The sequence below is a fragment of the Thermoflexus sp. genome (assembly GCF_040289485.1).
Taxonomy (GTDB): domain Bacteria; phylum Chloroflexota; class Anaerolineae; order Thermoflexales; family Thermoflexaceae; genus Thermoflexus.
Genome location: NZ_PSLG01000017.1, coordinates 1 through 10,299 on the forward strand (window position 1 = coordinate 1; position 10,299 = coordinate 10,299).

Here is a 10,299-nt window from a genome sequence, read left to right on the forward strand (position 1 = left end):
CGGGCCGCCGCCAGCCGGGCCCGCTCCGCCGGCGCATCCTCCACCCGGACGCGGCGCGGGGTTGCTACCGCCCGGCGGAACCACCACGCCGGCCCGACGGCGACACCCGGGGAGGCGGGGAGACCCTGCAGGCGACGGCTCATCCGCCATCCTCCCCGAAGCGGGACTCCACCAGCGCCCGCAGGGCGGCGATGGCCTCGCCCTCGTCCGGCCCCTCCGCCGTGATCTCGATCACATGGCCGTGCTCGGCTCCCAGCGTGAGCACGGCCAGGATCGCCTTGGCGTTCACTGGAGGCGTCCCCCGGGTCACGTTGCGGACCGTGATCGTGGAACGGAACCGCGCGGCCATCTGCACAAAGAGCGCTGCCGGCCGCGCGTGCAACCCCACTGCGTTCGTCAACGTCAGCGTCACCCGCTCCATGGCCAACGGGACCGCTCGGGATCTCACCCGCCTCGGGGGACCTTGGGCATCCGGGCGGCCTCAGCTGCCGAGGCCGCCACCTCCGCCGCCGTCTTGCCGATGGAGGCCTCCACCGCGGCGACGATGGCCCCTTCCACCAGCGGCGCCTGGCTCAGCCAGACGCGGCCGCGGTCCCCCGGCGGGAGCATCTCCACGGCCATCTGAGTGCCCATCACCGCGCTCCCCAGGTCCATCAACACCAGGACCTCGTCGGCCTGGGCCAGGGCGGCCTCCAGGGCCTGCCGGATCCGCTCCACGCTGGTCCCCAGGGTCTGCTCGTCCAAGCCGCCGGCAGCGAAGATCGGCACCCGGCCCCGGACCATCTGGTCGGCCAGTTCCTTCACGCCCTCCGCCAGTTTGGCGCTGTGGGCCACGATCACCAGGGCGACCATCGCCATCCCTCACCGGGTCGCAGGCTGCGCCGCGGGCTCGCCGACCAGAGCGGCTACCAGCTCCCGGCAGAAGTCTGGGATGTCCGGCACCACCCGCCCCCACACCAGGTTGCCCTCCCGGAAGGCCGGGGCATCCACCCAGATGGCCCCGGCGTTGATCAGATCGTCCTTGATGCCCAGGCTGCCGGTGGCCCGATGCCCCCGCACGATCCCGGCGGAGATGCCCACCTGGCCGCCGTGGCAGATCATGGCCACGATCTTGCCTTGGTGGTAGGCCTCCCGCACCAGCCGGAGGACAGCCTCGGAGCGCCGCAGTTTGTCCGGCGCCCAGCCGCCGGGGACCACCACCGCGTCGAAGTCGGCGGCCGAGACCTGGTCGGCGGCCACGTCGGCCTTCGCCGTCAGCCCGCCGCTCTTGCTGCGGACCACCCGGCCGGCCTCCAGGCCCACCACCGTCACCGAGGCTCCTTCCTCCTGCAGCCGCATCAACGGGACCCAGAACTCCAGGTCCTCGAAGCCCTCTTCCACCAGGATGGCGACCTTCTTCCCCTTCAAGCGCATGGCGCCTCCACCTCCGCGGAAAGATCCACCGCCTCCCGCCCGGCTGCCCATGCGGGGGGAAGGGGTCCGCAGGCCGGGCAGGCCTCGACCTCGAAGACCCGCTCCAGCGTCGCGGCGTCCACGGCCTCCGGAGGGCCCTCCCGAAAGCCGATGGCCCCGCACCGACAAGCATACCAACCGACGGGGGCCGCCTCAAAAGGAGCCGCCGGGCCCAGATCCACCATCTCCACGCCCATCCGCCAGCGGGCATTGGTGAACAGCCGCCGACAGCCTGCCGCGCGGAGCCGCTGGACGTATTCGGCGAAGATCGAGCAGTGCCGCATCAGCAGGATCGCCGACGTGACCGGCGGGAACGGCCAGGTGCGGGCGTCGGCCCACACCACCGTCAGCCGGCCGTCCTCCAGGGATATCGGCTGTTCCCAACGCAGCCGGGAGGGGGAGATCCTCAGGGCCTCCAGGCCCTTGGCCAGCAGCGCCCACTGGCGCTCCACGGCGATCACCCAGGCCCCTCCCCGGGCCAGCCGCAGAGCCAGCCGCAGATCTCCCGCGCCGATCTCCAGGACCCGCTCGCCCGGGGGGATGCGGGCGACGATCCAGGCGTAAACGTCCTCCTCATAGGGGGCCCACAGGGACTCCCAATCGACGCCTAAAGGCCCCGCGACCGGACCAGCCACGACAGCCACACCCCGTAGCCGACGATCAGGATCCCCAACGCCGCCAGCCCCCGCTTCACCCATCGGTCCGCCGCGGGGCGGATCCCCAGGTCGAGGAGGATCGCCCGCACGCCCATCAGGGCGTGGGCGGTGACCACGACCAGCATGAGGATCTCCCACGCGAACACCGCCGGGTGGGAGAGATAGGCCACCACATCCCGATACGTCCGCAACCCGCCCTCCACCACGAAGTGGTTGAAGACCATGTGGAGGGCCAGCAGGACCAGCAGCAACAACCCGGTGAGGGCCTGCCAGATCCACATCGCCCACCTCGCGCGTCTGGGCTCACCCGACCAAGACGAAGAGGGCGTAAAGGGCGATGCCGGTTGTCAGCAGGGTCAGGGCCATCACGCCCCAGAACAACCGGGCCTGGTGGGGGACGGCGATCCCCAGCCCCAGCAGCGTCACCCGGACCCCGTTCAGCGCGTGATACAGCAGTCCCAGGAAGAGCACCCCGTCCAGCGCCAGGAAAAGGGGCGACTTGGCCGTGGCGATGAAGGCATCCCAGGCCTCCGGCCCCTGGGCCAGCAGGCGCAGGACATACAAGTGAAGGAACAGATAAACCGCCAGGCCGATGCCGGTCAGGCGCATCAACAGGAAGGCCAGCCCGCCCTCCTGGCGCCCCCGCAAGTCCGCCCAGCCGAGGGCCCCTCGCCAGCGGGAGCGCTCCCTCATCGCCCACCTCCGATCCAGCGCCGCACCTTCTCTGCGATCAGCCGCCGCCGCAGCCGCCCGATGGCCGAGGCTGGATCCACGTTCGACGGGCAGACGGCAGTGCATTCCATGGCGGAATGACAACGCCAGGCCCCGTGGGGATCATCGGCGAGGGCGATCCAGCGCAGAACCTCCCCGCCCCGGGGTTCCGCCAACATGCGCTCGACGGCTGCCAGGGCCGCCGGGCCCAGATAGGCTTCGTCAGCGGCCATCACCGGGCAGGCCGAGAGGCACAGCCCACACTCGATGCAATCCTCGAACCGCACCGCCTGCTCCACCCCTTCCGGAAGCGGGCGGTCGGCGGTCAACTCGTCTCGCCGGACAATGGCGAAGCCGACGGCCGACATCCGTCGCATCATCGGCGTCACGTCGACGAGGAGATCGCCCAGCCAGGGGAAATGGCCCAACGGCTCCACCACCACCGGACGTTCGGGATCGAACTCCTTGAGCGGGGTGATGCACATCAGGCGCTCCCGCCCGTTCACCCGAACGCCGCAGGCCCCGCAAGAGGCGTGGTGGCAAGCATGGCGGAAAAGAAGGCTGCGGTCCTGCTCGGCCCAGATCTTCTCCACCGCGTCGATCAGGTAGGCCTCCGCCGGGAGCGCCACCCGGTAGGTCTCCAGACGGGGGGGGCTCCCGGGGCGTCCCCGCAGGAGACGGAGCGACCACGTAGGCATCCGCGGGTCCCTCCACGGTTAGTCATAAAAGGCCCGGTAGGAGAGCAGGGGCACCTCGTGGGTCCGGCATGGGATCTCCAGGCCCAACTTGGCGCACACCACGTCCACGGTTTTCTCCGCCATGGCCCGGGCCGTGGTCATCTTCCCGCCGGTGATGGTGACGAAGCCCTCCACGCCGTCGACGGCGTGATCAAAGCACTCGAAGGTCCGCGAGAGCTCGCGGCCGTCGGCGGCCACCCCGCGCCGCCCCACTAGGGGCCGGGCCACGGCGAACACCCCACGGATCCCACCCCGGGTGTAGCCGGGGATGAAGCGCTCGGCGCTCTCCAGAAGCAACCGGACGTGGTCCTCCGGGATGGGGATGAAATCCGGATCCTCCACCCGCCACGAGGTGGTCCCGATGATGGCCGTGCGCCGCTGGGGGACGATGATGTCGCCATCGCCGGGCAGGTTCAGGCGGTTGATCACCATCCGGTTCCAGCGGCGCCCCACCGAGATCATCACCCCGGCCGTCGGGACCACCGGGACGTCCACCCCAGCCATGGCGGCGATCCTCCCGGCCCACGGCCCCGCCGCGTTCACCACGATGTCCGCACCGATGACCCGTTCCTCGCCCGTCCGGCGATCCCGCACCCGGACCCCGGACACTGTCCGGCCCTGGAAGACCATGTCCACCACCTCGGTGTAGGTGAGGACCACGGCACCGTTCCGCTTGGCGGTGGCCAAGAAAGAGAGACAGAACCGGAAGGGCTCGAACACCCCATCGGGCACCTGGACGGCCGCTAGGATCCCGGGGTTCAGATGGGGCTCCAGGGCCAGCGCCTGGCCGACGGGGATCTCGCGGGCGGGGATGCCGCACTCGGCGCACGCGGCCAGGAACTGCTCCTTGAAGGAAAGGTCCCGCTCGTCCAGGGCCACGAAGAGCCCGTCGTTGCATTCCAGGGCCTCGGGCATGAGGCGCCGCAGGATCATGTTCTCAACGATGCACTCGCGGGCGGACTCGGGGTCCTTCATCGCATACCGCCCGCCGGAGTGCAACAGACAATGGTTCCGCCCCGAGGTCCCCGAGGCGACCTCTCCTCGCTCCACCACCGTGACCCGGAAACCCCGGAGGGCCAGGTCGTGGGCGGTGGCGGCGCCGGTGGACCCGGCACCGATCACCACCACGTGGGCGCTCATCGCTATCCCCCTACCATGCTGCCGAGGGGCCGAGAGGAGATCGGGGCCAGCCCTCCGCCACCCCTCGGATCGCGGAAGGCCGGCCCTCGGGCCCCCTTACAACTCGACCCAGCCGAAGGAGCGCTCCACCGCCTTCTTCCAGCCGGCGTAGAGCCGCTCGCGGGTCTGTGGGTCCATCTGGGGCAGCCAGCGCTTGTCCTCCTTCCAATATTTACGGATCTGATTCGGACCGCTCCAGAAGCCCACCGCCATCCCGGCAGCATAGGCCGCCCCCAGGGAGGTGGTCTCGGCGATCACCGGCCGCACCACCGGCACCCCCAGGATGTCGGCCTGGAACTGCATCAGCAACTCGTTGTAGACCATCCCGCCATCCACCCGGAGCTCCGCCAGTTTGATCCCGGAGTCGGCATACATGGCGTCGAAGACATCCCGCGTCTGATACGCCGTGGCCTCCAGGACGGCGCGGGCCAGATGCCCCTTGTTAATGTAGCGGGTGAGGCCGACGATCACCCCGCGGGCATCCAGCCGCCAGTAGGGGGCGAAGGCGCCGGAGAAGAAGGGCACGAAGTAGATGCCCCCGTTGTCCTCCACCGTGCGGGCCAGGTCCTCGATCTCAGCGGAGCGGGAGATCAACCCCAGGTTGTCCCGCATCCACTGAACCAGGGCGCCGGTGATGGCGATGGAGCCCTCCAGGGCGTAGACGCACGGGCTGTTCCCAAACTGATACGCCACCGTGGTCAGCAGGCCGCTCTTGGAGGGGACGATCTGGGTGCCGGTGTTCAACAACAGGAAGCAGCCGGTGCCGTAGGTGTTCTTGGCCATCCCCACATCCAGGCCGGCCTGCCCGACCAGGGCCGCCTGCTGGTCGCCCAGGTCACCGCACACAGGCACCTCGGCCCCGAAGAGGCCTGCCTGGGGCGTCTTGCCGTAGAGTTGGGGATCCGAGGAGGGGCGGATCCGGGGCAGCATCTGGCGCGGGATGCGATGGATCTGGAGGATCTCAGCGTCCCAATCCAGGGTGCGCAGGTTCATCAGCATCGTGCGGCTGGCGTTGGAGACGTCGGTGACGTGGGCGCCGCCGTCCGGGCCGCCCGTCAGCCACCAGATCAGCCAGGTGTCGATGTTGCCGAAGAGGGCTTCTCCCTTCTCTGCATCCTCCCGGACGCCGGGGACATTGTCCAGGATCCACTGGAGCTTGGGGCCGGAGAAATAAGTGGCGATGGGGAGGCCGGTCTTCTCCCGATACATCGCCTCGTAGCCCTCCCGCTGCAACTGGGCGCAGATGGGGGCGGTGCGGGTGTCCTGCCAGACGATGGCGTTGTAGTAGGGCTTGCCGGTGCGCTTGTTCCAGACGACGGTGGTTTCGCGCTGGTTGGTCACCCCGATGGCGGCGACGTCGAACCCGGTGATGCCCGCCTTGGCCATAGCGTTCCGCACCACCCCTTGGGTCCGCTCCCAGATCTCCATCGGATTGTGCTCCACCCAGCCCGGCTGCGGGTAGATCTGCTCGTGCTCCTTCTGGTCCCAGGCGACGACGTTGCTCTCGCGATCGAAGATCATCGCCCGCGTGCTGGTGGTCCCCTGGTCGATGGCCATCACATACTTGGCCGCCATGGCAACACCTCCTCTTTGGGCTGTTTGAGGGCTTGCAGCCTCGCCCAATCGTTCCTCGCCTCGCCCGCACCCGGGCCCTCAGGTCGCGTTCGCCCACACCTCCGCGGCGGCCTTCAGGATCAGATAAGAGGAAGTAGCACCCGGATCCTGATGGCCGGCCGAGCGCTCGCCCAGGTAACTGGCCCGGCCCTTGCGGGCCACCATCGGGATGGTGGCTTTCATCCCCGCCTCCGCCGCCTCGGCCATGCGGCGCAGGGCCTGGCCGAAGGGGATGCTGTTACGGAGGGCCTCCCGAAAGGTCTCCAGGGCCGGGAGCAGGGCGTCCACCATCGTTTTGTCGCCGGGACGGGCCTGACCTCGGGCGATCACGCCGTTGATGGCTGCCTCCAGGGCCTCGGCCCAGTCCTCCGGGGTCAGCAGCAGTTTGTTGGCCGTCTTCACACCCATCTGCATGAAGAAGGTGCCGTAGAGGGGTCCGCCGGCGCCGCCGACCGTGGCCACCAGGGTCATCCCCAGGGTCTTCAGGATGGTGCCGATGTCTTTGTCGGCAACAGAGGGGAGGCGCGCCATGAAGGCCTTGAAACCCCGATCCATGTTGACCCCGTGATCCGCGTCCCCAATGGCCGCGTCCAACTGTGTCAGGTAATCCCGGTTCTCCTCGATCACAGCGGCGCAGCGCTCCAGCCAGGCCACCACATCCTCTCGCGTCACCGGCATCCGTGTTCCACCTCTTCGGTTTGCAGCGGCGGGGGCAGCCTGTCCCTCAGACCCTCATCACATCCCCCAGCGCAGCGCCGGGGTCTTGACCGGGTGGTCCCACAGCTCCAGCATCTCGTCGTCGGCCCGGAGCAACGTGATGGAGGTCCCCGCCATCTCCAGGGATGTGATGTAGGCGCCGACCAGGTTGCGGACAATCTGGATCCCGTTCTTCTCGCAGATCTCAGCCACCTTGCGATAGACGATGTAGAGCTCGCTCAGCGGGGTGCCGCCCATGGAGTTGACCATGCAGATCACCCGGTCGCCGGCCTTGAAGGGCAGGTCCTTGAGGATGGGCTCCATCAGGCGCTCCACGATCTCGTCGGCCCTCTTGAGGGGCTCCCGGTAGCGACCTGGCTCCCCGTGGATGCCGATGCCGATCTCCATCTCGTCAGGCCCCAGATCGAAGGTCGGCTTGCCCACGTGGGGGACGATACAGGAGGTCAGGGCCATGCCCATGGAGCGGCCGTTCTCCGCCACCCGGCGCCCCAGGGCCGCCAGGCGCTGCAGGTCGTAGCCGCGCTCGGCCGCGGCCCCCAGGACCTTCTCCGCCAGCACCGTGGTCCCCGTCCCTCGGCGGCCCTGGGAGTACAGGCTGCTCTCCACCGCCACGTCGTCGGCGATGAGCACGCTCTCCACCTGGAATCCCTCCCCGCGCAACAGGTCCGCGGCCATGTCGAAGTTCATCACGTCGCCGGCGTAGTTCTTAACGATCATCAAGATGCCGGCGCCGCCGTGCACCGCCTTGGCCGCCTCATACATCTGGTCAGGAGTGGGCGAGGTGAACACCGCACCGGGGCAGGCGGCGTCCAGCATCCCATAGCCGACGAAGCCCACGTGCATGGGCTCGTGGCCGCTGCCCCCGCCCGAGATCACCGCCACCTTGCCCGGCCGCGGGGCGTCGGCCCGGTAAACGAAGTTGGGGTTGAAATGCACCTTGATCAAATCGGGATGGGCTTTGGCCATCCCCTCCAAAGCCTCCGGGACCACGTTCGCCGGATCGTTGATCAATTTCTTCATCGCCATGGTCGCCCTCCTGAGATCGGGGGAAGGGCCCAAGGGGCCCTTCCCCTGCAGGGATCCACACCACCGACCGTCTCAAGCCGGGAAGAGGGCTGTGAAGACGAAGGCACCGATCAGGCCGCCGATGATGGGGCCGACCACCGGGACCCAAGCGTAGCCCCAATCGGAGTCGCCCTTGCCCGGGATGGGGAGCACCGCATGGGCGATGCGCGGCCCCAGGTCGCGAGCCGGGTTGATGGCGTAGCCGGTGGGCCCGCCCAGGGAGAGGCCGATGGCCCACACCAAAAAGGCCACCAGCAAAGGCGCCAAGCCATCCGCCAGTTTGTTGGCCCCGATGGCCAGCACCCCAAAGACCAACATGAAGGTGCCGATGATCTCGGTGAGGAGATTGAGGCCGTAGCTGCGGATGTTGGGGGCAGTAGAGAAGACAGCCAGTTTGAGGGCCGGGTTATCGGTCTCGGCGAAGTGCGAGTAGTAGGCCAGCCAGACCAATACCGCGCCGATGAAGGCCCCGATGAACTGGCCGATGATGTAAAGGGGGACATCCGACCACGGGAACTTGCCGACCGCCGCCAGGGCAATGGTCACGGCCGGGTTGATGTGGGCGCCGCTGATGCGCCCCACCGCATACACGGCCATGGCCACCGCCATCGCCCACCCAGTGGTAATCACAATCCACCCGGAGGCCTGCCCCTTGGTCTTGCCCAGAACGACGTTGGCCACCACGCCGTCGCCCAACAGGATCAGGATCATCGTGCCGACGATCTCCGCGACGAACTTCTCCATGGCTGCGCTCCTTTCGTCCCGGCAGGTCAGGATGGGCAGCACCCGATCGGCATGGGCAGGACGGCCTCGCCGTCCGCAAACCGAACCCCCACCGCAACCCCGTGCCTCCCCCGTGTACCTCCTCGCAGGGAAAATTCAAAGACATGCTCCTAGAAGCCCATCATAGCCCCATCGGCCGGCCCATGCATGCCCTTTCGAGGCATATGTTTCAAAGTGAAACATCCTTTGGTATGGAATGTTTCTTCATGAAACACACTGGGCCTTTTCCGGGGCTGTTCAGATGGAAGCGTCTGGGGAAGGTCCGGGCCGGGGGGGAAACGATCAGTCCAGCTCTTCCCAATCGATCTTGGGGAGCCTGTAGAGGCCGGCCTTGAGAACTTTCAGAGCCAGCAACGCGCATTTGATGCGGGCCGGACCCAGGGGGATTCCCAACATCGCCAGGACGTCCTCCCGGGTTAACGACCGCGCCTCTTCAACCGTGGCCCCCTTGATGCGCTCCGTCAGCATCGAGGCCGAGGCCTGGCTGATGGCGCATCCCTTGCCCGAAAACCGCACATCGACGATACGCCCATCCCGGATCTTCATATCGATCCGGATGCGATCCCCACACAGGGGGTTGTCGTCCTCGTAACTGATGTCGGGGTCCGGAAGCACCCCGTAGTTGCGGGGGTTCTCGTAATGATCCAGGATGATCTCGCGGTAAAGATCTTCCATGGGCACCTCACGCGATTGGCTTCCTTTCCATCTTACCATAACCCGCCTCGGGCCTCTATTTCCTGAAGCCCCCTGAGAGCGCCCCTCCCGATCTCCCGTAACAGAGAGGTCTCCCTCGCCGACATGGTCGACGACGGATCCGATGTGAAGGAGGTGGAGGATGGGAACCCGTCGATGGTTCGTCGTGGGCGCGTTCATCCTCCTGTTCGGCCTCACGGCCGGCTGCGCCAACGCCCCCGCCGGCGCCGCCCCCACGGAAGGCGGTCGGGTGCGTTGGGAAGGGACGGTGGAGGCCGTGCTGCCGAACGGACTTCGGGTGAACGGCCAGGAGATCCGCCTGAACGGCCAGACAGTCCTGGAGGGGGAGATCCGGCCGGGGATGTCGGTGGTGATCGAAGGGCAAATGGTGAACGGCGCCTTCCTCGCCCGGTCTGTCCGCCCCCAGGGGGCCGCCCCCGTCGGGGGAAGGGCCCTCTCGCCCCTGCCGACGCCCACCCCCGGTCCGGGCGTCCGGATCGAATTCGAGGGAACCGTTGAGGCAATCCTGCCGGAGGGCTACCAGATCGCCGGCCACACCGTCCTCGTCACCACCACCACCCACATCGAAGGCAACGTCCAGGTCGGCGCCTTCGTCCAAGTGGAGGGCTTCCTCCAGCCCAACGGCACCGTCCTCGCCCGCGAAATCGAGGTCAAGGCCCCCAAGCCCACCC

15 protein-coding genes are annotated in these 10,299 nt (G+C 68.1%); 1 reads left to right on the top strand and 14 read right to left on the bottom strand.

Annotated elements, in window-relative coordinates:
• The 14 genes from C4313_RS11675 to sufU all read right to left on the bottom strand — a co-directional run.
• On the bottom strand, nt 1-143 hold a 143-nt coding region (locus C4313_RS11675; protein ID WP_503012448.1), incomplete at its 3' end, for a phosphoenolpyruvate-utilizing N-terminal domain-containing protein.
• A complete protein-coding gene (locus C4313_RS04565; RefSeq protein WP_352428737.1) occupies nt 140-421 on the bottom strand; it encodes an HPr family phosphocarrier protein in 282 nt (93 codons plus the stop codon). The genes C4313_RS04565 and C4313_RS11675, both read right to left, overlap by 4 nt.
• Before the next feature lie 23 nt (nt 422-444).
• Nucleotides 445-852, bottom strand: coding sequence for a dihydroxyacetone kinase phosphoryl donor subunit DhaM (gene dhaM / locus C4313_RS04570; protein ID WP_352428691.1), 408 nt, complete (start codon nt 850-852; stop codon nt 445-447).
• Nucleotides 853-861: 9 nt separating this feature from the next.
• On the bottom strand, nt 862-1,413 hold the full coding sequence (locus C4313_RS04575; RefSeq protein WP_352428692.1) for a type 1 glutamine amidotransferase domain-containing protein: 552 nt from the start codon (nt 1,411-1,413) through the stop codon (nt 862-864).
• The gene (locus tag C4313_RS04580; protein ID WP_352428693.1) at nt 1,404-2,087 is read right to left on the bottom strand and encodes a class I SAM-dependent methyltransferase; all 684 of its coding nucleotides are present in this window, start codon (nt 2,085-2,087) and stop codon (nt 1,404-1,406) included. Before C4313_RS04580 ends, C4313_RS04575 begins: the two co-directional genes overlap by 10 nt.
• Nucleotides 2,060-2,389 (bottom strand): succinate dehydrogenase/fumarate reductase transmembrane subunit, encoded by a 330-nt coding sequence (locus C4313_RS04585; protein ID WP_352428694.1) that lies wholly within the window; start codon nt 2,387-2,389, stop codon nt 2,060-2,062. Before C4313_RS04585 ends, C4313_RS04580 begins: the two co-directional genes overlap by 28 nt.
• Before the next feature lie 22 nt (nt 2,390-2,411).
• The gene (locus tag C4313_RS04590) at nt 2,412-2,801 is read right to left on the bottom strand and encodes a succinate dehydrogenase/fumarate reductase transmembrane subunit (protein ID WP_352428695.1); all 390 of its coding nucleotides are present in this window, start codon (nt 2,799-2,801) and stop codon (nt 2,412-2,414) included.
• A complete protein-coding gene (locus tag C4313_RS04595) occupies nt 2,798-3,517 on the bottom strand; it encodes a succinate dehydrogenase/fumarate reductase iron-sulfur subunit (protein WP_352428696.1) in 720 nt (239 codons plus the stop codon). Before C4313_RS04595 ends, C4313_RS04590 begins: the two co-directional genes overlap by 4 nt.
• A gap of 18 nt (nt 3,518-3,535) precedes the next feature.
• Nucleotides 3,536-4,696 carry an FAD-dependent oxidoreductase gene (locus C4313_RS04600; protein WP_352428697.1) on the bottom strand — a complete coding sequence of 387 codons (1,161 nt, stop codon included), beginning with the start codon at nt 4,694-4,696 and terminating at the stop codon, nt 3,536-3,538.
• A 96-nt stretch (nt 4,697-4,792) separates the two neighbouring features.
• Entirely contained in the window at nt 4,793-6,310 is a 1,518-nt protein-coding gene (gene glpK, locus C4313_RS04605) for a glycerol kinase GlpK (RefSeq protein ID WP_352428698.1), read from the bottom strand.
• Between the two features lie 78 nt (nt 6,311-6,388).
• Entirely contained in the window at nt 6,389-7,027 is a 639-nt protein-coding gene (gene dhaL / locus C4313_RS04610) for a dihydroxyacetone kinase subunit DhaL (RefSeq protein ID WP_352428699.1), read from the bottom strand.
• Between the two features lie 57 nt (nt 7,028-7,084).
• Entirely contained in the window at nt 7,085-8,086 is a 1,002-nt protein-coding gene (dhaK, locus tag C4313_RS04615) for a dihydroxyacetone kinase subunit DhaK (protein WP_352428738.1), read from the bottom strand.
• A 78-nt stretch (nt 8,087-8,164) separates the two neighbouring features.
• Nucleotides 8,165-8,875: an MIP/aquaporin family protein gene (locus C4313_RS04620; RefSeq protein ID WP_352428700.1), complete on the bottom strand. Its 711-nt coding sequence runs from the start codon at nt 8,873-8,875 to the stop codon at nt 8,165-8,167.
• Between the two features lie 321 nt (nt 8,876-9,196).
• Complete coding sequence (gene sufU / locus C4313_RS04625; RefSeq protein WP_352428701.1) at nt 9,197-9,589, bottom strand: Fe-S cluster assembly sulfur transfer protein SufU; 393 nt, start codon at nt 9,587-9,589, stop codon at nt 9,197-9,199.
• Between the two features lie 160 nt (nt 9,590-9,749).
• On the opposite strand from sufU, the gene C4313_RS04630 reads away from it, so the two are divergent.
• Nucleotides 9,750-10,299 (top strand): DUF5666 domain-containing protein (locus tag C4313_RS04630; protein WP_352428702.1); only part of this gene is annotated, 550 nt, incomplete at its 3' end.

What these genes read in the sequence shown, in the direction of transcription:
- dhaM (WP_352428691.1), bottom strand. Translation starts at nt 852, where the DNA reads ATGGTCGCCCTGGTGATCGTGGCCCACAGCGCCAAACTGGCGGAGGGC.
- C4313_RS04575 (WP_352428692.1), bottom strand. Translation starts at nt 1,413, where the DNA reads ATGCGCTTGAAGGGGAAGAAGGTCGCCATCCTGGTGGAAGAGGGCTTC.
- C4313_RS04595 (WP_352428696.1), bottom strand. Translation starts at nt 3,517, where the DNA reads ATGCCTACGTGGTCGCTCCGTCTCCTGCGGGGACGCCCCGGGAGCCCC.
- C4313_RS04620 (WP_352428700.1), bottom strand. Translation starts at nt 8,875, where the DNA reads ATGGAGAAGTTCGTCGCGGAGATCGTCGGCACGATGATCCTGATCCTG.
- C4313_RS04585 (WP_352428694.1), bottom strand. Translation starts at nt 2,389, where the DNA reads ATGTGGATCTGGCAGGCCCTCACCGGGTTGTTGCTGCTGGTCCTGCTG.
- sufU (WP_352428701.1), bottom strand. Translation starts at nt 9,589, where the DNA reads ATGGAAGATCTTTACCGCGAGATCATCCTGGATCATTACGAGAACCCC.
- dhaK (WP_352428738.1), bottom strand. Translation starts at nt 8,086, where the DNA reads ATGAAGAAATTGATCAACGATCCGGCGAACGTGGTCCCGGAGGCTTTG.
- C4313_RS04590 (WP_352428695.1), bottom strand. Translation starts at nt 2,801, where the DNA reads ATGAGGGAGCGCTCCCGCTGGCGAGGGGCCCTCGGCTGGGCGGACTTG.
- C4313_RS04600 (WP_352428697.1), bottom strand. Translation starts at nt 4,696, where the DNA reads ATGAGCGCCCACGTGGTGGTGATCGGTGCCGGGTCCACCGGCGCCGCC.
- dhaL (WP_352428699.1), bottom strand. Translation starts at nt 7,027, where the DNA reads ATGCCGGTGACGCGAGAGGATGTGGTGGCCTGGCTGGAGCGCTGCGCC.
- C4313_RS04565 (WP_352428737.1), bottom strand. Translation starts at nt 421, where the DNA reads ATGGAGCGGGTGACGCTGACGTTGACGAACGCAGTGGGGTTGCACGCG.
- glpK (WP_352428698.1), bottom strand. Translation starts at nt 6,310, where the DNA reads ATGGCGGCCAAGTATGTGATGGCCATCGACCAGGGGACCACCAGCACG.